General features: G+C 52.9%; 18 protein-coding genes. 12 read left to right on the top strand and 6 right to left on the bottom strand.

What is annotated here, in order from left to right:
* Nucleotides 1–201 precede the first annotated feature (201 nt).
* The 5 genes from HVE01_RS14550 to HVE01_RS14530 all read right to left on the bottom strand — a co-directional run bounded on the left by HVE01_RS14550 (nucleotide 202) and on the right by HVE01_RS14530 (nucleotide 5,052).
* The gene (locus tag HVE01_RS14550) at nucleotides 202–1,194 is read right to left on the bottom strand and encodes a branched-chain amino acid ABC transporter permease (protein WP_146944878.1); all 993 of its coding nucleotides are present in this window, start codon (nucleotides 1,192–1,194) and stop codon (nucleotides 202–204) included.
* 2 nt (nucleotides 1,195–1,196) lie between these two features.
* Complete coding sequence (locus tag HVE01_RS14545) at nucleotides 1,197–2,084, bottom strand: branched-chain amino acid ABC transporter permease (RefSeq protein ID WP_125748811.1); 888 nt, start codon at nucleotides 2,082–2,084, stop codon at nucleotides 1,197–1,199.
* Between the two features lie 82 nt (nucleotides 2,085–2,166).
* Entirely contained in the window at nucleotides 2,167–3,390 is a 1,224-nt protein-coding gene (locus tag HVE01_RS14540; RefSeq protein ID WP_146944877.1) for an ABC transporter substrate-binding protein, read from the bottom strand.
* Nucleotides 3,391–3,517: 127 nt separating this feature from the next.
* Nucleotides 3,518–4,267 (bottom strand): ABC transporter ATP-binding protein, encoded by a 750-nt coding sequence (locus tag HVE01_RS14535; protein WP_125748817.1) that lies wholly within the window; start codon nucleotides 4,265–4,267, stop codon nucleotides 3,518–3,520.
* Nucleotides 4,264–5,052: an ABC transporter ATP-binding protein gene (locus tag HVE01_RS14530; protein ID WP_146944876.1), complete on the bottom strand. Its 789-nt coding sequence runs from the start codon at nucleotides 5,050–5,052 to the stop codon at nucleotides 4,264–4,266. The genes HVE01_RS14535 and HVE01_RS14530 overlap by 4 nt, the downstream gene beginning before the upstream one ends.
* A 368-nt stretch (nucleotides 5,053–5,420) precedes the next feature.
* On the opposite strand from HVE01_RS14530, the gene HVE01_RS14525 reads away from it, so the two are divergent.
* The 9 genes from HVE01_RS14525 (at nucleotide 5,421) to HVE01_RS14485 (ending at nucleotide 15,709) form a co-directional block, all read left to right on the top strand.
* Entirely contained in the window at nucleotides 5,421–5,834 is a 414-nt protein-coding gene (locus HVE01_RS14525; RefSeq protein ID WP_120387359.1) for a MerR family transcriptional regulator, read from the top strand.
* Between the two features lie 20 nt (nucleotides 5,835–5,854).
* Nucleotides 5,855–7,024 (top strand): isovaleryl-CoA dehydrogenase, encoded by a 1,170-nt coding sequence (locus HVE01_RS14520; protein WP_146944875.1) that lies wholly within the window; start codon nucleotides 5,855–5,857, stop codon nucleotides 7,022–7,024.
* Between the two features lie 10 nt (nucleotides 7,025–7,034).
* Nucleotides 7,035–8,642 (top strand): carboxyl transferase domain-containing protein, encoded by a 1,608-nt coding sequence (locus HVE01_RS14515; RefSeq protein WP_146944874.1) that lies wholly within the window; start codon nucleotides 7,035–7,037, stop codon nucleotides 8,640–8,642.
* A gap of 11 nt (nucleotides 8,643–8,653) precedes the next feature.
* Nucleotides 8,654–9,487, top strand: a complete 834-nt coding sequence (locus tag HVE01_RS14510) for an enoyl-CoA hydratase/isomerase family protein (RefSeq protein WP_146944873.1) — start codon at nucleotides 8,654–8,656, stop codon at nucleotides 9,485–9,487.
* Nucleotides 9,484–11,523, top strand: a complete 2,040-nt coding sequence (locus HVE01_RS14505; protein WP_146944872.1) for an acetyl/propionyl/methylcrotonyl-CoA carboxylase subunit alpha — start codon at nucleotides 9,484–9,486, stop codon at nucleotides 11,521–11,523. The genes HVE01_RS14510 and HVE01_RS14505 overlap by 4 nt, the downstream gene beginning before the upstream one ends.
* Nucleotides 11,524–11,533: 10 nt before the next feature.
* Nucleotides 11,534–12,439, top strand: a complete 906-nt coding sequence (locus HVE01_RS14500) for a hydroxymethylglutaryl-CoA lyase (protein WP_146944871.1) — start codon at nucleotides 11,534–11,536, stop codon at nucleotides 12,437–12,439.
* 66 nt (nucleotides 12,440–12,505) lie between these two features.
* Nucleotides 12,506–14,209, top strand: a complete 1,704-nt coding sequence (locus HVE01_RS14495; protein ID WP_125748832.1) for an AMP-binding protein — start codon at nucleotides 12,506–12,508, stop codon at nucleotides 14,207–14,209.
* A gap of 61 nt (nucleotides 14,210–14,270) precedes the next feature.
* The gene (locus tag HVE01_RS14490) at nucleotides 14,271–15,095 is read left to right on the top strand and encodes a class I SAM-dependent methyltransferase (RefSeq protein ID WP_125748835.1); all 825 of its coding nucleotides are present in this window, start codon (nucleotides 14,271–14,273) and stop codon (nucleotides 15,093–15,095) included.
* Between the two features lie 44 nt (nucleotides 15,096–15,139).
* On the top strand, nucleotides 15,140–15,709 hold the full coding sequence (locus HVE01_RS14485) for a hypothetical protein (RefSeq protein WP_125748838.1): 570 nt from the start codon (nucleotides 15,140–15,142) through the stop codon (nucleotides 15,707–15,709).
* On the opposite strand, the gene HVE01_RS14480 is transcribed toward HVE01_RS14485, so the two are convergent.
* Nucleotides 15,706–17,604, bottom strand: a complete 1,899-nt coding sequence (locus tag HVE01_RS14480; RefSeq protein ID WP_146944870.1) for a monovalent cation:proton antiporter-2 (CPA2) family protein — start codon at nucleotides 17,602–17,604, stop codon at nucleotides 15,706–15,708. The two genes, HVE01_RS14485 and HVE01_RS14480, sit on opposite strands and share 4 nt — an antisense overlap.
* Before the next feature lie 118 nt (nucleotides 17,605–17,722).
* Here HVE01_RS14480 and HVE01_RS14475 point away from each other — a divergent pair, with 118 nt between their 5' ends.
* From HVE01_RS14475 to HVE01_RS14465, 3 genes are read left to right on the top strand one after another with little or no spacing between them, the layout of a single operon-like run.
* On the top strand, nucleotides 17,723–18,016 hold the full coding sequence (locus HVE01_RS14475) for a Trp family transcriptional regulator (RefSeq protein WP_125748844.1): 294 nt from the start codon (nucleotides 17,723–17,725) through the stop codon (nucleotides 18,014–18,016).
* A gap of 2 nt (nucleotides 18,017–18,018) precedes the next feature.
* Nucleotides 18,019–19,443, top strand: coding sequence for an anthranilate synthase component I family protein (locus HVE01_RS14470; protein ID WP_146944869.1), 1,425 nt, complete (start codon nucleotides 18,019–18,021; stop codon nucleotides 19,441–19,443).
* Nucleotides 19,440–20,099, top strand: coding sequence for an anthranilate synthase component II (locus HVE01_RS14465; protein WP_125748851.1), 660 nt, complete (start codon nucleotides 19,440–19,442; stop codon nucleotides 20,097–20,099). Before HVE01_RS14470 ends, HVE01_RS14465 begins: the two co-directional genes overlap by 4 nt.

Below are 20,099 nucleotides of genomic sequence, written 5' to 3'. Positions count from 1 at the left end.
GCCGTTGGCGTTATTGGCAATTGTCTTTGCTAGCTATCGTCTTTACTGGCAATTATCTTGACAGGCAACGTTGACGTTTACGTTAACTTATATTCTTAACCTGACAGGTGCAACCGGCTTACCTCACTACCTTTGGCGTAGAAGCGTGATTTGGGCAGAAAAAAGGGTGCCCTAGGGCACCCAATCATCGGACAGAACCGGTTATTTGAAATTTTTGCGATACATTTTGGTGAGCTCGCCCACGATGCCACTGCGGAAGCTAAGTACGCAGACAACAAAGATAATACCTAGAATAACGCTTACCCAGTTACCCAGCGGCGACTGTGCCAAAATGTGCTGCAGGCTAACCACAATGCCCGCGCCCATAAGAGGGCCAAGCAGTGTGCCTACCCCACCCAGCAGCGTCATTAGGATAACTTCACCCGACATGTGCCAATGCGCATCGGTTAACGACGCCAACTGAAACACAACTGTTTTGGTAGAGCCCGCCAACCCCGCCAGCGCCGCAGAGAGTACAAACGCCAGTAGCTTGTAAGCATCAACGTTGTAGCCCAGCGAAATAGCGCGCGGCTCATTTTCACGAATCGCTTTAAGCACCTGGCCAAAGGGAGAATGCACGGTGCGTTGGATTAGCGCAAAGCCAAATACGAAGATGGCAAAAACGAAGTAATACATCGCCAGGTTGCTGCTCAAACTGATTACGCCAAACAAGTCACCGCGTGGCACGCCATGCAAGCCATCCTCGCCACCGGTGAACGATGACTGAACAAAGACGAAAAACATCAGCTGCGCCAGCGCCAACGTCACCATGGCAAAGTAAATGCCCTGACGTCGGATCGAAAGCACCCCGAACAACAGCCCTAACAGGGTTGCCATTAAGGTGCCCGCAATAATTCCCACCTCCGGCGTTAACCCTGGATAGCTTGCCAACAAGTAGCCAGTCACATAACCACCGGTGGCTAAAAATGCCGCGTGCCCAAACGAGAGCAATCCCGCATAGCCCAGTAGCAAATTAAACGCGCAGGCAAAAAGCGCGAAGCATAGAATTTTCATTAGAAAAACGGGGTAAGCCAAAAAAGGAGCGACTAACCCGATGGCCAAGAGCGCTATATAAAACATGTTACGGCGCATTTTGGCCCGCTTCTGCCGCTCTTTTACGGCTGATGGCGCATTGAGTGCTTGAGAGTCTGCCATGGTTATGCCTCCTTACCGAACAGCCCAGCGGGGCGTAACATGAGCACTAATATCATCACCAAGAAGATCACGGTATTGGAGGCTTCGGGGTAGTACACTTTGGTTAAGCCTTCGATGATCCCCATTCCCAGGCCAGTAAGAATCGCACCTAGAATAGATCCCATACCCCCAATAACGACCACCGCGAACACCACAATCAGCAGGCTTGACCCCATGGTCGGTGACACAGGATATAACGGCGCTGCCAACACCCCCGCAAAAGCGGCTAGCGCTACGCCGAAACCGTAAGTAAGCGTGATCAATAGCGGTACGTTTACTCCAAACGCTTGCATCAGCTGGGAGTTTTCAGTACCTGCACGCAGATAGGCCCCCAAGCGGGTGCGCTCAATCATAAACCAGGTAAATAGACACATGGCCAGTGCCGCTACCAATACCCAGGCCCGGTAGGTAGGCAGGAACATGAAGCCTAAATTCAGGCCGCCTTGCAGTGCTTCCGGAGTCGCGTAGCGCGCACCCGAAACACCAAAGAAGTTAACCAGCGTGCCTTCAAAAATGAGTGCTAACCCGAAGGTAAGCAACAATCCATAAAGATGGTCTAAATGGGCAATGCGACGCAGCAAAAAGCGCTCTATTAGCATGCCGAAACTACCCACCACCAGTGGCACCAAAAACAGCGCTAGCCAATAGTTGATGCCTAAATAGCGAAAGCCTAGCAGTGCGGCGAAGGCTCCCAGCATGTATTGCGCCCCATGGGCAAAGTTGACGATCTTCAGTAGGCCGAAGATGACCGCCAGGCCCAAACTGAGCAGTGCGTAAAAGGCTCCATTCACAAGCCCAAGCGTAAGCTGGCCCATGAAAACGGCCAATGGCACGCCGAATATCATCGTCATTGTATGACTCTCCTCGCCGTCAAGCGGTTGGTGGCAAGTTGCCACCAACCAGTTCTAACGTCACTTGCGGTTGTTATTCGACTTAGTTTTGAACCAGTTTGCACTGGCTCTCAGAGAGCGGACGGTAGGCTTCATCGGCAGGAATGGTGCTGAGGATTTCATAAAGATCCCACTCACCGGTAGACTCTTCCGGCGTTTTCACTTGGGCAAGGTACATGTCGTGAATCATGCGGCCATCTTCACGAATGGAGCCGTTACGCGCAAAGAAGTCTTCAATGGGCATATCAGCCATTTGGGCACGAACAACTTCAGGATCGTCGGTTCCCGCGGCTTCTACGGCTTTCAGGTAGTGCATGGTGCTTGAGTAGATACCCGCCTGAACCATGGTGGGCATACGACCAACTTCTTCAAAATAACGATCTGACCAAGCGCGAGCCTCTTCATCCATGTTCCAATACCAACCCGTGGTTAGCAGCAGGCCTTGAGTGGACTCCAAGCCTAGCGCGTGTACATCGTTGAGGAAGATCAGCAGGCCCGCTAACTGCTGGCCACTCTGGGTCAGACCAAATTGGCTGGCAGTAGTGATCGCGTTAACAGTGTCGGCACCGGCGTTAGCCAAACCAACAATCTTCGCGCCAGACCCTTGGGCCTGGAGGATGTACGAGGAGAAGTCACTTGTCGGGAACGGGTGGCGTACGCCGCCGACAATCTCGCCGCCATTGGCTTCAACCACTTTGGTTACATCAGCTTCCAGCGCATGGCCGAACGCATAGTCAGCCGTTAACAAGAACCAGCTGTCGCCGCCCTGCTCGACAACTGCTTTTGCAGTACCGTTCGCCAGTGGGTAAGTATCGTAAACCCAGTGAATGTGGTTGGGCGTGCAGTGTTCATTGGTAATGCTTGATGCCGCAGAGCCCGACACAATGCCCAGGCCATTGTTTTCTTCCAACACTTTGGTGACCGCAATAGACACCGAGGACGCCACTAGGCCACCCACCATGTCGACGTTACGCTGATCGATCCACTCACGCACTGTGTTAGCACCGACGTCAGCACTGTTACGATCATCAGCACTAAAAATTACAATGGGCGAGCCGTTAACACTGCCGCCAAAATCAGCAATCGCCATTTCCATGGCTGTTTCGCCGCCTGGGCCAGCTAAGTCACGATAAGTCCCTGACATATCTGCCAAATAACCAATGCGCACCTCATTATCGCTAATTTCGGCGTGAGCGGTTGAGACTGCCATAGTAGAAGCGGCGGCAACGGCGATGCTGGCGGTCAGCGTTTTTTTCATAAAGGTCATGTTCGTCTCCTGGCCCTTGAGGCCTTTGTTGTTGTGTTACGACGTACGAATGAAATGCTTATAGAGCGTTTAGTGTTGTAGTGCACCTACTGCGAAGCTGATGCTGTGTTTATGATCTAGATTGGCGTTATACCCCCAGCATGGTGTTGAGATGGTCTCGACGTGACGGAAGCTGCTCAGCGCTTATCTCTTCAACAATTTGACCGTGGTCCATTACAAAATGGCGATCTGCCAGCGGCGCTGCAAAACGGAAGTTCTGCTCCACCAGAACAATGGTCATACCGCGCTCTTTCAGTTGAATAAGCACTTCGCCAAGTTTTTGCACAATAACGGGGGCTAAGCCTTCGGTAATTTCATCGAGCAGCAAAAGTCGCGCGCCGGTGCGTAGAATGCGTGCCATGGCAAGCATCTGCTGCTCACCGCCGGAAAGCCGCGTCCCCTGGCTTCTGCGGCGCTCGTAAAGGTTGGGAAACATGGCGTAGATTTCATCTAGGCTCATTCCGCCAGAGCGAACCGTGGGCGGAAGTAATAAATTTTCGTGCACATCCAGGCTGGCAAAAATACCGCGCTCTTCGGGGCAGTAGCCGACACCAAGCCTTGGAATATGGTGTGCCTTCATATTCAGTGTTTCGTTGCCATTAATCACAATCGAGCCGGTGCGACGCCCAACCATATTCATAATGGATTTTAGAGTAGTGCTGCGTCCCGCGCCGTTGCGGCCCAGCAGGGTAACCAACTCCCCACGCTTAACATCGAAGTTCACGCCATGAAGTATGTGCGATTCACCATAGAAAGCGTGCAAGTCTTGCACTCTCAGCATTTCTAGCGTTTGGGAATCGGCTAGTTCATTGGTTTCATAGGCCTCAGCGGTATTCATACGGCAGCCTCCTCTTCAGCAGCTTCACTGCCCATATATGCCTCGCGCACTAATGGATTGCGGGAAACCTCGTCATAATTACCTTCGGCCAACACCGCGCCGCGGGCTAATACCGTAATACGATCACAAAGCCTGCTTACCACGCTCAAATTGTGCTCCACCATTAAGACGGTGCGCCCTTTTGAGACACGCTTAATCAGCTCGACGATACGATCAACGTCCTCTGCCCCCATCCCCTGAGTCGGCTCATCCAACAGCATCATCTTAGGGTCAAGCGCCAGCGTGGTGGCAACTTCCAGGGCGCGCTTACGGCCGTAAGGCATTTCTACCGTTAGTGTATCGGCGTACTCACGCAGGCCAACCTCATCAAGCAGCTCTAACGCACGCTCATTAAGGTGATCTAGCGACTTTTCTGATTTCCAGAAGTGAAACGATGTGCCTAATTGGCGCTGTAGCGCTACTCGGACGTTTTCCAGCGCCGTCATGTGCGCAAACACCGCTGAAATTTGAAATGAACGCACGAGACCCAGCTGTGCAATCTCATTGGATTTCTTGCTGGTAATGGGCTTACCGCGATAAAGGATTTCTCCACGTGTAGGCGGCAAAAACTTGGTTAGCAAGTTAAAAACGGTGGTCTTTCCAGCACCGTTGGGGCCAATCAGGGCGTGAATGTGCCCTTCTTGAACCTGAAGATTAACGTCATCCACGGCGGTAAAACCGCGGAATTCTTTGGTCAGCCCTCGTGTCTCGAGCACTGGCCCATTAAGAACATCGTCTTCACGCATGGAGTGGTAAGCCTCTTTTTGTTCTTGTGTTCGGGTGTTCGGGTGTTCTTGTATCCGGGTGTTGGGTGCTGACGTTTCACCAACCGCTTCATCAAGTAAAACTCGTTAGCCGGCAACACACCCTTACCTGAACGTAAGGTGTAGGTGCAAACTAGCAATCACTTGAGGGGTATTACAATTACAACTTTGGTCTACGCTTCTTTAACGTTTCTTCACACAAACAATCAAAAAATCTATTTTTCAACAACTTACAAAGAAACCAAGGAAATTACACAAGCGCAACTACTGCTTTACGTTAACGTAAACTTGTTTTAGCCTCATGGTCAGTGTTCCATAGGGACATTCCCCTATCGACGAGAACAATGATCATGAGCAAAACCTACACGATCAGTGAATTGGCCAGCGAGTTCGACGTTACCACTCGGAGTATTCGGTTCTATGAAGATCAGGAGCTACTCCATCCTGCTCGCCGTGGTCAAACACGCATCTACAGCAGCAAAGATCGCGTGCGACTAAAATTAACGCTACGCGGTAAACGGCTCGGATTTTCCTTAGCAGAAATTCGCGAACTCTTTGAGCTATGGGATGAAACCCGTAGCGGCAGCGAAAAGCAGTTGCATCTAATGCTAAGCAAAATCAGCGAGCGTAAAGCCGCTCTAGAACAACAAATGAAAGATATCACGATGGTGCAGCTGGAACTTGAAAGCGCTGAAATTCGCTGCCGCCAGGCCCTTGAAGAACTCAATGAAAAACCTGCTTTAACGACGAAAAGTCCCCATTAACAATGACAAGGTGATTGACCATGTTTTCACACTATTCAGAACTCAATTTCGGCCTCGACGATGAACTGAACATGCTGCGCGAGCAGGTCAATGCCTTTGCCGCTAGCGAAATTGCCCCACGCGCCGCTGAAATCGACCGCAATAACGAATTTCCTAATGATCTATGGAAGAAATTTGGCGATATGGGTCTGCTGGGGATTACCGTATCTGAAGAGGATGGTGGTAGCGGTATGGGCTATCTTGCCCACTGTATTGCAATGGAAGAAATTTCCCGGGCCAGTGCCTCTGTCGCCCTCTCCTATGGCGCGCACTCGAACCTGTGTGTCAATCAGCTAAAAATCAATGCCAGCGCTGCGCAAAAAGAGAAGTACCTGCCCAAGCTGATCAGCGGCGACCACGTAGGCGCACTGGCAATGTCTGAACCAGGTGCCGGGTCTGACGTCGTGTCAATGCAGCTGCGAGCCAAGTTAGAGGGTGATCATTACATCCTTAACGGCAACAAAATGTGGATCACCAACGGCCCTGATGCTGACGTATTAGTGGTGTACGCCAAGACCGACCCGGAAGCAGGCTCTAAAGGTATTACAGCGTTCATTATTGAAAAAGGCATGCCTGGCTTCACTACTGCACAGAAGCTCGACAAGTTGGGTATGCGCGGCTCTAACACCTGCGAACTGGTTTTCCAAGACTGCAAGGTACCGGTTGAAAACGTACTTGGCGAAGTCGGTAGAGGGGTTCGCGTGCTCATGAGCGGTTTGGATTATGAGCGTACCGTACTGGCTGCTGGCCCTATCGGCATTATGCAGGCCGCTATGGATGTGGTGATGCCCTATATCCACGAGCGCAAGCAGTTCAACCAGTCAATTGGCGAGTTTCAGTTGGTGCAAGGTAAAGTGGCGGATATGTACACCACGCTGAACGCTTGTCGTGCTTACTTATACGCCGTTGCCGGAGCCTGCGACCGCGGCCAGACCTCGCGTAAAGACGCGGCGGGCGTGATTCTTTACTGCGCAGAGAAAGCCACCCAAGTTGCCCTAGACGCCATTCAGCTGCTCGGCGGCAACGGTTATATCAACGAGTACCCCACCGGTCGCCTTCTGCGCGATGCCAAACTGTATGAAATTGGCGCGGGCACCAGCGAAATTCGCCGGATGCTGATTGGCCGCGAACTCTTCACCGAAACAAAGTAAGGGACGCGCCATGAGCACACTCTCTACACAGATCAATCCCCGCAGCGATGTCTTTCAAAGCAACGCAGCATCCATGCTGGGGGAAGTTTCCAAGCTCCGAGAATTGACCGCTGCCGTCGCCCAAGGCGGCGGTTCCAAGGCCCGTGAACGCCATGAAAGCCGCGGCAAGCTATTTGTGCGCGACCGTATCGATCACTTAATTGACGAAGGCTCGCCATTTTTAGAGTTTTCCGCCCTGGCCGCCCATCACGTTTACGATAGCGACGTACCTGCGGCAGGCGTGGTAACGGGCATTGGTCGGGTATCTGGCGTTGAGTGCGTGATTGTGGCCAACGATGCCACGGTAAAAGGCGGCACATATTTCCCGCTAACGGTGAAAAAACACCTGCGCGCCCAAGAAATCGCCCGCAAGCACCGTTTACCGTGCATCTATTTAGTTGATTCCGGCGGCGCTTTCCTGCCTCGCCAGGATGAAGTGTTCCCCGACCGCGATCACTTCGGGCGCATTTTCTATAACCAAGCCACGATGTCGGCAGAGGGTATCCCACAAATAGCGGTGGTCATGGGCTCCTGCACGGCTGGCGGCGCTTACGTGCCCGCCATGGCGGATGAATCAATCATCGTTAAAGAACAGGGCACGATTTTCCTGGGTGGCCCGCCGCTAGTAAAGGCGGCCACGGGCGAAAACATTAGTGCAGAAGACTTGGGCGGTGCCGATGTGCACGCCAAAATCAGTGGCGTAGCCGATCACTACGCTGAAAATGATGCCCATGCCCTACAGTTGGCACGCGCTTGTGTGTCACGCTTGAATTGGCAAAAGCGCGGCAAGTTAGCCATGCAAGCGCCCCAACCTCCCAAACTCGACCCCAGCGAACTTTACGGCATTGTTGGCACCGACCTTAAAAAGCCTTACGACGTCCGCGAAGTGATTGGTCGCATTGTCGATGGCTCTGACTTTGACGAGTTCAAGCGCTACTACGGCGACACTTTGGTAACCGGCTTTGCGCATATCCACGGCTATCCGGTGGGTATTGTGGCCAACAACGGCGTGCTGTTTTCGGAGAGCGCGGTAAAAGGGGCGCACTTTATCGAGCTTTGCGCTCAGCGCAAGATTCCGCTGGTGTTCCTGCAAAACATTACCGGCTTCATGGTCGGCTCTAAGTACGAGCATGAAGGCATCGCTAAGCACGGTGCGAAGTTAGTGACCGCCGTCGCCTGTGCCAAAGTACCCAAGTTCACCGTTTTGATTGGCGGCAGTTTTGGCGCAGGTAACTACGGAATGTGTGGTCGCGCCTATGACCCTAACCTGCTGTTCATGTGGCCCAATGCGCGCATTTCGGTAATGGGCGGCGAGCAGGCGGCAGGCGTGCTCTCTCAGGTTAAACGTGAGCAGTATGAACGCGAGGGCCGCGAGTGGACCAAAGAGGAAGAAGAGGCCTTTAAGCAGCCCACGCGCGACCAGTACGAGCACCAGGGTCACCCCTATTATGCTAGCGCCCGCCTATGGGATGACGGCGTCATTGATCCACTTCAAACTCGCGATGTCTTAGGGCTTTCGCTAGCCGCTGCAATGAATGCTGACATCGAAGAGACACGCTTCGGCGTGTTCCGGATGTAAGGGCGAACACTATGGCTTACTCAACGCTACTGATCGAAGAAGGCGTGGCGCGCCTAACGTTAAACCGCCCAGAGGTGCATAACGCCTTTGACGACAGCCTGATCGCTGAACTAAACGCCCATCTAGACGAATTGCATGCGCTGGCCAACGCTGGTGACGTTCGGGTGGTAGTGCTTGGCTCTGAGGGTAAAAGTTTCTCTGCGGGCGCTGATCTCAACTGGATGAAGCGCATGGTCGATTACGGCTTGGAAGACAACCTAGCAGACTCACGCAAACTGTCGGCGCTTATGTTCGGGTTAGACACCCTGCCTTGCCCCACCGTTTGCCGAGTTCAGGGAGCGGCCTTTGGTGGCGCGGTGGGCCTAGCCGCCTGTTGTGATCTGGTCGTTGCTTCGGATAAAGCTAAATTCTGCTTGTCGGAAGTCAAAATTGGCCTATCGCCCGCGGTGATTAGCCCTTATGTTCAGCGCGCGCTTGGCGAACGCCAAATGCGCCGTTACGCACTCACTGCTGAAGTGATGGATGCGCCAACGGCGATGGCGCTCGGCTTGGTTCACCAAGTGGTGGAGCACGATGCCTTGGATAGCGCTATAGACGCTATGCTTGACACCCTTCTGGGCGGCTCTCCCCAAGCCCAACGGGCAACCAAAGCCCTGCTAGCAAGCGTGGCTCAAGCACCGAACAGTGACGCCACCCGAGAACACACCTGCCAAGTGATCTCCAAACTGCGGGTGAGCCAAGAGGGTCAAGAGGGCTTAGCGAGCTTTTTTGAAAAGCGCCGCCCTGCCTGGACGCAAACGTCAGACCTTCAAGAACACAATACTGCTGCGGAGCCACGCTCATGACGCTTGATCTTACTAAATTCGACACGTTGCTAGTGGCCAACCGCGGTGAAATTGCCTGCCGGGTAATGCGCACTGCCCGTCGCATGGGCCTGAAAACGGTCGCCGTTTATTCAGATGCCGATGCCACGGCACGCCATGTACGCGAGGCCGATGAAGCGGTTCGCTTAGGCCCTGCCGCCGCCCGCGAAAGCTACCTCAATGTTGATGCGGTTATCGATGCCGCCAAGCGCACCGGCACCGGCGCCATTCATCCCGGCTACGGCTTCCTCTCTGAAAACGGTGGATTTGTTAAAGCTCTGGAGCAAGCGGGCATCATCTTTGTTGGCCCCCCGGCATCAGCGATTGCCGCGATGGGCGATAAATCTGCCGCGAAAGCACGCATGGCCAATGCCGGTGTACCGCTGGTGCCTGGCTATCATGGTGACGATCAAGATGATGCGCTGCTGCGCAGCGAAGCCGATAAAATCGGTTATCCGGTGATGTTGAAAGCCAGCGCCGGTGGCGGTGGTAAAGGCATGCGCGTGGTTGAAAGCGGCGAAGGATTTAAAGCAGCGCTTGATGGCTGTCGGCGCGAATCCAGCGCCGCTTTCGGCGACGACCGCATGCTGATTGAGAAATATCTGGTGCAGCCTCGTCATGTCGAAGTACAGGTATTCTGCGACCGCTACGGCAACGGCGTCTACCTATTCGAGCGGGATTGCAGCGTTCAGCGCCGCCATCAGAAAGTCATAGAAGAAGCGCCAGCCCCAGGCATGACGCCTGAACTGCGCAGTGCGATGGGCGACGCAGCCGTTCGCGCGGCCAAAGAAATTGGCTATGTCGGCGCAGGTACTGTGGAGTTCCTGCTCGACGCCGACGGCTCGTTCTACTTTATGGAGATGAACACCCGCCTGCAGGTTGAGCACCCTGTTACTGAAATGATTACCGGCCAGGATTTGGTCGAATGGCAGCTGCGCGTTGCGATGGGTGAACCACTCCCCTGCACACAAGACGAGCTCACCATCACCGGCCATAGTTTTGAAGCGCGCCTGTATGCTGAAGATCCAGAGCAAGACTTCCTGCCGGCCACCGGTTTGTTAACTCGCTTCGCACTGGATTTAGAAGGTGCCGACTTAGATAGCGATCAGGTGCGTTTAGACAGCGGCGTAGAAAGTGGCGATGTTGTTTCCATGCACTACGATCCTATGCTGGCTAAACTGATTGTTCACGGCGCTGACCGGGATGCAGCACTAGCCACTCTCAACCGCGCGTTGGCGGCGTTGGATGTCCAGGGCGTGGTGACGAACCGCGCTTTCCTGCAGCGCTTGGCAAATCATCCCGGCTTTAAAAATGTCGAGCTCGACACGCGTTTTATCGAACGTAATGAAGCCACCCTGTTTGCGCCGCGTAGCTACTCTACCGAGGCTTACGCCAGCGCCGCGCTGATCGGTTTAAACCAACTGGCCAAAGAGTGCGAAAGTGACTCTCCGTGGGATCGCCACGACGGTTTCCGCTTGAATGCTCCCCATACCATTCGTATTGCGCTGTGTGACCCGGCAAGCGCCCAAGCAGCCGACAGCGATGCAGCAGTGGTGATTGTTGAAGGTAAACGCGAGAGCGGCGAATCGCTGTGGAACTTGACCATCGGCGATCAAACGTTGACCGCTAGCCTACAATCACTGACAGGTGATGCGGTAGCCGTCACGCTAAACGGCCACCGCCGCCGTCTACAGGCACGCCGCGATGGTCATATCGTAGTGATGGCTGAACCCAGTGGTGAAACACGCCTCTTCTGGCGGCGCATCGATGCCATTGACCACGGCCACCATGAAGCGGAATCCACCCTCACCGCCCCCATGAATGGCACCGTTGTCGCGCTGCTGGTAGAGCCTGGCGCGGCGGTAGAGAAAGGCATGCCGTTGATGGTCATGGAAGCGATGAAGATGGAGCACACCATGACCGCGCCTGCCGACGGTAGCGTGGAGACGTTCCACTTCCAGTCGGGCGATACCGTGAGTCAAGGTGACGTGCTACTCGACTTTGCCCCCAGCGAATAGGAGCTAACCGATGGCACTGCCGACATCTATTAAACTGTTTGAAATGGCCCCACGCGATGGCCTGCAAAACGAACCGGGCACCCTGGTGCCCACCGCCACCAAAATCGAACTGATCGAACGGCTGGCAAACGCTGGCCTTACCCATATTGAGGCCGCCAGCTTTGTCTCGCCAAAATGGGTGCCCCAAATGGGCGATGCCAGCGAGGTAATGCATGGCATTGCCCGCAAGCCCGGCGTGGTTTATTCAGCATTAACGCCCAACCTGAAAGGCCTGGAAGGCGCACTCGCAGCCGGCGTTGAGGAAGTCGCGGTATTTGGTGCAGCCTCTGAAGCGTTTTCTCAGAAAAACATCAACTGCTCGATTGCTGAGTCGCTGACGCGCTTTGAGCCAGTGCTGGCGCGCGCCAATGAAGCAGGAGTACGGGTACGCGGCTATGTGTCTTGTGTGCTGGGCTGCCCCTATGAAGGGGCTATTTCTCCGCAAAAAGTTGCCGAAGTCGCCAGCGCACTTTATGAAATGGGCTGCTATGAAATTTCTCTGGGTGACACCATCGGAGTGGGCACGCCGCTAGCCGCTAAGCGGATGATTGAGGCTGCCCGCCAGCAGGTGCCCATCGAGCATTTAGCGGCCCATTTTCATGACACCTATGGCATGGCGCTAGCTAATTTATATGCCGTAATGGAAGAAGGCGTGAGCGTGATTGACGCCGCGACTGCCGGACTTGGCGGCTGCCCCTATGCCAAAGGTGCATCCGGCAATGTAGCCACAGAAGACGTACTTTACCTGTTGGAGGGGCTGGGCATTAACACCGGCATCGACCTCCAGGCAGTGATTGATACGGGCGTCTGGATCACTCAGCAGTTGGGCCGCAAGCCCAGCTCTAAAGTCGCGTTGGCCAAAAGCACGGTTAGTTAATAATAACTATAGAAGCCAACTGCTTTCTTCCCGTTGAGACAAAAAAAATAGTTCGGAGAGACATCCATGGCATCACCTGCACACACCCTACCTAGCTACACCAGCAGCACCGCAGACAAGCCGCTGCTGGGCATGACCATTGGCGATAAATTTGATCAAATTGCCGCACAGTATCCCGATAACGACGCGCTGATCGCCCTTCATCAGAACATTCACTGGAGCTACCGCCAGCTTCAGGAAGAAGTTAACCGCTGCGCCCGTGCGTTGCTGGCCATTGGGGTAAAAAAAGGCGACCGGGTTGCCATCTGGGCACCCAACTGCTGCGAATGGACCCTAACCCAGTTTGCCACCGCCAAGATCGGTGCGATTTTAGTCAACATTAACCCCTCTTATCGCACCCATGAGCTGGACTACGCGCTGAATCAATCCGGTGCGCGCTTTTTAGTCACTGCCGATCAATTCAAAAGCTCTGATTACACCGCCATGCTGTTTGAGCTCGCGCCTGAACTCAATAGCAGCACAGAAGGCCAGCTAAAATCGCACAAGCTACCTGATCTTGAGTGCATCATTAATCTGGGCTCTGACAAACAGAGTGGCATGTGGCGCTGGGCAGACTTCATTAACGAAGCCAGCAAGATCAGCCAGACGGATGTTGATGACTTGCAGGCGACGCTACAGTTTGATGACCCGATCAATATTCAATACACCTCGGGCACAACAGGCTTTCCGAAAGGCGCGACGCTCTCTCACCATAACATCCTCAACAATGGCTTCTTTGTTGCCGAAAGCATGGGCTTTACCAGCGAAGACCGCTTGGTCATCCCCGTACCGCTCTACCACTGCTTCGGCATGGTGATGGGTAATCTGGGTTGCATGACCCATGGCGCGGCGATGATTTATCCGGATGAAGGGTTCGAGCCCGGTAAAGTGCTAAAAGCGGTACACGAGCAAAAAGCCACCGCGCTTTACGGCGTACCCACTATGTTCATCGCTGAACTAGAGCACCCCGACTTTGCCACGACTGATTTTTCCACGCTGCGCACCGGCATTATGGCGGGTTCTATTTGTCCTGCAGAAATCATGAAGCAAGTCATCGAAAAGATGAACATGAAAGGCGTACAGATCGCCTACGGAATGACAGAAACCAGCCCGGTTTCCACCCAAACCGGCGCTAACGACACCATTGATAAGCGCGTTTCTACCGTTGGCCGTACCCAACCCCACCTAGAAAGCAAGATCGTCGATCCTGGCAACGGCGGCATTCTGCCCCGTGGTGAAATCGGTGAGCTATGCACCCGTGGCTACAGTGTGATGCTCAAGTACTGGAACAATGACAAAGCTACGGCTGAAGCCATTGACGAAGCCGGTTGGATGCACACAGGCGACCTTGCCACGATGGACGAGGAAGGCTACATCCAGATCGTTGGCCGCATTAAAGACATGGTGATTCGCGGCGGTGAGAACGTATACCCGAAAGAGATTGAGGAGTTTTTATACGCCCACCCTGCGATTTCGGAAGTACAGGTCACCGGTGTTCCGGATAAGAAGTATGGCGAAGAGCTAATTGCTTGGGTGAAAGTCAACAGCAGCGCTGGAGAACTCACTGGAGAAGACCTTCGCGAGTACTGCAAAGGCAAAATCACTCACTTTAAGATTCCCCGCTACTTTAAATTTGTTGATGAGTTCCCGATGACAGTAACCGGTAAAATTCAGAAATTTAAAATGCGCGAAATTTCTATCCAAGAGCTTGGGCTTGAGGATCAAAAATAACCCTTTAATCAACGCCGGCCTGTGGTCGGCGTTAATTTTTGTAAGGTATTGAGACACCGATATGTCCACACAGCAGCGGCTAGCCGAGCACTACCACCAAGGGTTACGCGATGACGCTATCCTTAACCAAATTCGTACCCACTACCCTGATGGCCCAACGCTTCACCAACTTGCCCCGCTAGACCAGCTGCATATCGGAGGCATTGCCGCCTCTAAAAAATTGCTTAACCTGCTTGATCCTTCCCAACATACAAAGGTGCTTGATATAGGCTCAGGCTTAGGCGGATTAATGCGTCAAGGCGCAGCGCTTGGTTTTCAACTTACCGGTTTAGATATTACTCACCGCTTTAACGTACTTAATCAGGCACTGACTAACTTAGCGGCTTCTCCGACAAATCCGTCGCTTAGCTGGGTTACCGGAGATGCCTGCGTACTCCCTTTTCCTGAGCACACGTTTGATGCCGTGCTATTTCAGCACAGCCTGATGAACATGCCCGACCCCGCCCGCGTTATTGCCGAAAGCCGACGCGTGCTTCGCCCAGGTGGCAAGCTTGTTATGCATGAAGTCGTTAGTGGTAAAAACCTGGCCGAATTGCGCTACCCGGTTCCTTGGGCCGCATCGCCAGAGCATTCACACTTACTTTCGATGACAGAACTGACAAACTTGCTGGCAGCCAATGGCTTTCAGCTTCAGCACAGTGAAGATTGGAGCAGCACTGCGCTTGAGTGGCGTCAGCGGCAGCGCCAAAAAGAGCAAACTAACACCGTCGCTGTGCTCTCTCCCCAATGGGTATTTGGCGAGCGCTTTTTGAAAATGGGTAAAAATCTGCTAGAAAACTTATCAAATAACGCAATTAATGTGGTAGAAATCAGCGCCCGTTGCTAGGCTGATTAAGATAACTTCCTTAGCCAGGGATACGAGGAACGCCAATGAAACGCTTGGCAAGCACCCTGTTGTGTAGTTTTGCTGGTTCCATGCTGCCATTGATGGGCTGTTTAGCCAGCGACGGAGACACCGACCTCGCCTATGCGTCTCCCAACAGCGAATTTATGTCGCTGCGCAACGGTGTCGTTTTAGAAGGCAGTGACTTAAGCAGCCTCGATAGCTACACAACAGGCTTCCGCTTCTCGGCAGGTTTTAGCCCATTGCAACTACCACAGCTGGATATTGGTGCTGAAATTGCCTACCGCGAAAGTGAAGAAGTCCCTATCGCTTCCAGTGCTGACCCCCTCATCATGGACACCCTCAGCTTAGGCGGTGCCATCGTCGCAGGCGTGCGAATGGGTGCCTTTAGTATTTACGCTAAGTCTGGCCTTACCGAGTGGCGTGGCGAAACCGATCAGCCACTGGCCGACGACGGCGGCACCGCTTTCCTACAAGGCTTTGGCGCCACCATGACCATTAATCGCCTGGTAAGCCGGGTTGAGTATGAGCGCATCGACGCGCCTACCCTCAGCCACCTCAATATGTTGAGCGCATCCCTGCACCTGCCGTTTTAGCGGTTTTCTTCGGCTGCCTGTTCCGGCGGCGTCCATACGTGCTCTTCAGCTTGATTTGGCTCATCCCAGCCGTGCCGCATTGATCGACTCAGCGCTTCCTCCAGTTTCATAAACAGTTCGCCGTAACGCGGGCTAAAGCTAATCCCCTCCTCAATCTCTTTCCAGGCTTCAAACAGCTCATCTTCATGGGCATTTTCGTGTTGCTCAAACGAGTCGATCATCTGCTTGGCACGCATTGGGTGTACCCCCATGGCCGTCAACGTATGGCCGCCAAGCTCTAGCGCAGAGTGATAGACCTCTCTGGTTATATCGTCAGCCCCTGCTTCGCGAAGCTGATATCCATGGCCACGGTCAAAGGCACGCGCTAATACCCAAACGTTGGGATAGTAATGCTTAACATGCTTCACCATATCAACAGCACGATCGCGATCATCAATCGCAACCACCATCACTCGCGCATTCGCAATGCCCGCTGTTTCTAAAAGGTCTGAACGACTGGCATCGCCAAAGTAGCTTTTAATCCGAATATGGCGAAGGAGTTCAATTTGCTCAATTTCGAGGTCTAACGCTACGATGGGAATGTTATTAGCGCGCAACAAGCGACATACAATCTGTCCAAAACGACCGACACCAGCAATAATCACCGGTGCTTGTTCTTCGATCTTATCGGCATCCCGCGTAGCATTTTTAGCTGTTTGGTAGCGCGGCAGCACTAAGCGGTCGTAGGCAATAAACAGCAGCGGCGTCGCAAACATGGAAAACGCAACAACCAGCGAAAGTAATTGCGACACATCAACAGGAATAACGTTACTTTGCACGCTGTAAGTTAACAGCACAAAACCAAATTCCCCTGCCTGCGCAAGGCTTAACGTAAACAACCAGCCATTGCTATTTCGAACCCGGAACAGCATAGCTAACCCGAACAGGATAGTGCCCTTTACGGCAATAACGCCAAGCACTAATAGCAATACGGTTGGCCACTGCGCCGCGAATACCTGAAAGTCGATGCCAGCTCCAACCGTGATAAAAAACAGTCCGAGCAAAAGTCCTTTAAACGGTTCGATGTTGGCCTCAATTTCGTGCTTGAATTCGCTGTTAGCAAGTACGATACCGGCTAGAAACGCCCCAAGCGCTGGGGATAAATTGACAACCCCCATCAACGCAGCAATGCCAATGACCAGCATTAAAGCGGCAGCTGTAAACACCTCTCTCAAGCCAGAGGAAACGACGTAGCGAAACAGCATCGGCCCAAGATAATGCCCACTAATAATGACGACTCCGATAGCCCCAACTACCACCAGCCCGTGGAGCCATGCAGGCATATCCTCAACAAGACTTAGGCTACTGTGCTCAGCATAACTACCACCTTCTTCCGTTAGTTCGGGAAGCGCCAACAGTGGGATCAACGCCAGCATCAGGATCACCGCGATGTCCTGAAATAGCAGCACCGAAAACGCGCTACGTCCGCCCTCTGTTTTCGTGAGTCCTTTTTCGTTTAGGGTTTGCAACACAATCGCCGTTGAGGAAAGCGCAAAAATTAAACCGATGGCCAAGGATGTTTGCCAAGCAAGTCCCAGCCACAAAGCAACAGCGGTACCTGCAGCGGCGGTGATCAGCACCTGTAAACCGCCCATCCCTATCAAGCTCACCCGCATGGCCCACAACCCTTTTGGGTCAAGCTCCATACCGACCAAAAACAGCATCATCACCACACCAAACTCGGCGAAATGCTGAATCGTTGTAGTTTCCTGGCCGACTAGCCCCAGCATGGGTCCTATCACCACCCCAGCGACCAAATAGCCGAGCACCGAACCAAGTCCAAACCGCTTGGCAAGGGGAACGGCGATTACCGCTGCAATGAGATAGATAAACGCTTGAATAAAATAGTCGGTCATCGGGCTTCCTCAAATTAACACGAATGGCTTGACTTCATTGCGCAATAGGATACCGTACTAGTACGCTAGTACAGCAACTTATTTCCTTAATTTTGTGGCAATACGGTGAACTCACTTTATGTCATTTGATGATGACCATCAGGCTGATTTAGTACGCTATTTACTCGCCATTGATTCGCCGGAAGCAATGGACGAGGCACTGGCCAGCTTGTTAACGCCTGCAGAGTACCAAGAAATCAGCAAGCGCCTACAGATTTTTAAGCTTTTGCGCGAAGGAGTCCCCCACCGCAAAATCGCTGAAATCCTGGGCGTCGGTATTGCCACGGTATCCCGCGGTTCGCGCGCTTTAACCACGCTACCTTCTTCAACGTTACCTTCATCATTACCGTCACCCACTTCACGGACCGATTAATCATGACGACGACTACGCCTGCTTCATCAGGCCCACAGCCTTTTACGCTGTCGCGCAAGCCTCACTACGTCACCCTGGCAGCGGACTGTGACTTTTTTGCTCTGTTTCAAAAAATTGAACGCCAATTTGATACCTGTTACATGCTGGAATCACTAGGCGAAGATAGCCATATGGCGCGCCACTCGATTATTGGCTTTGACCCCGAGTACACGCTTTACGCCAATGGCGGCTTATTAACTATTGAAGATCGTGACGGTAATGCAAACCACTATCCAAGCGATAACCCTTATGAGCTGCTGCGCAGTCTGATTCCGCAGAATATTATTTCTCGTAAGTATGCGGGTGGACTAAGCGGTTACCTTGGTTATGACGCCATGCAATACTTTGAGCCTTCGTTATCGTTGAAAGCTAGCGACGATTTCGACACGTTTCGATTTGGCCTTTATAAAGACGGTTTGATCCTCGACAAAATGACCGGGGAAGTGACCTATTTTTACTACGACAACAGTCGATACGAATTTCTACAAACCTTGATCGACGCCGATGATATTCCCCCGGGCGCGTTGCATATTACTGCGCTGGGCGACACCATGAGCCGCGAAGAGCACGCCGAAGCGGTGGCCAAGGTGAAGCAGGACATCATCGACGGTAAGGTTTTCCAATGCGAAGTCGGCTTTAAAAAACGCTTTAGCATTAAAGGCGATACGCTAGCGCTCTACGATCAGCTACGCACCATTAACCCATCGCCACAGATGTACTACGTAAAATTTGGCGAGCAGAAGCTGATTGGCGCAAGCCCCGAGCTTCTATTCAGGCTTCGCCAAGGCGAGATGGAGACCTTCCCACTGGCAGGCACCACTACACGAGGCAAAACCCCGCAAGAAGACACGCAGCTAGCTCGTGCGCTACTCAACGATCCAAAAGAGATTGCCGAGCACAATATGATTGTGGACCTACACCGCAACGATATTGGCCGAGTGGCGCAATTTGGCACGGTGAAAGTACGTAGCCTGATGGACATCAAACGCTTTAGCCACGTACAGCATATCTCCAGTGAAATTGTTGGCATTATTGCCGAAGGCGAAGACATGTTTACATCGCTTGCCAGCAACTTCCCTGCGGGTACGCTGACGGGCGCGCCAAAAATCGAAGCGATGAAAATTATCGATGACTTGGAAACTGACGGTCGCGGCCCTTACGGCGGCGCGGTTGGTCAATTCTCATTTAACGGCGATTGCACCTTTGCGATTCCGATTCGTACGGTTTTTGTAAACGGTGAAAGTGCTTACGTGCAAACTTGTGGCGGCAACGTGTTTGATAGTAACGCCGAAGATGAGTACGAGGAAATACGCCGCAAATTTGCAGGCACCCGCAAAGCCCTTGCTCCTTTTATGAGCGCGGATATGGACATGGAGAGCCAAGCATGAAGGTGCTAATTATCGATAACTACGACTCCTTCACCTATAACTTGTATCAGTTTATTGGTGAGATTTTAACCACCGAGAAGAACCGCGGCGAACTGCCTCATTTCGAGATTATTGTTAAGCGCAACAATCAAATCGACTTCAAAGCGATAGAAGCCATGGCGCCTGATCGGATTATTATCTCGCCGGGCCCAGGCTCGCCGGATGATCCGCGTTACTTTGGCGTCTGTGCCGACGTCATCGAGAAACTCGGCAAAACCATACCACTGTTGGGCGTGTGCCTGGGCATGCAGGGTATTGTTCACGTCTTTGGCGGCAAAGTGGTGAAAGCGCCTCTGCCGATGCACGGCAAAATCAGCCCGATCAACCACAACAATCGCTCGGTATTTAATGGCGTCCCCGATCAGCTTGAGGTGATGCGCTATCACTCATTGATTGCCGACGCGTTAACCCTGCCTGACTGCCTGGAAGTAACCGCAACAGTAGGCGCGCTAGGTGCTGACAAGTTTGAGCAACGCAGCCACTGGCAAGCAGTAGGTGAGTTTGAATTGATGGGCGTAAAGCACCGTGATTACCCCATTCACGGCATTCAGTTTCACCCCGAATCGTTTGCCACAGAAGGTGGCAAAGAACTCATTGCTAACTTCTTATTTGCCTGA

The organism is Vreelandella venusta, from assembly GCF_007989605.1.
In the GTDB taxonomy this organism is placed as follows: domain Bacteria; phylum Pseudomonadota; class Gammaproteobacteria; order Pseudomonadales; family Halomonadaceae; genus Vreelandella; species Vreelandella venusta.
The sequence above is the reverse complement of the archived record's forward strand: the minus strand, read 5'-3'. Positions and strand labels throughout refer to the sequence as shown.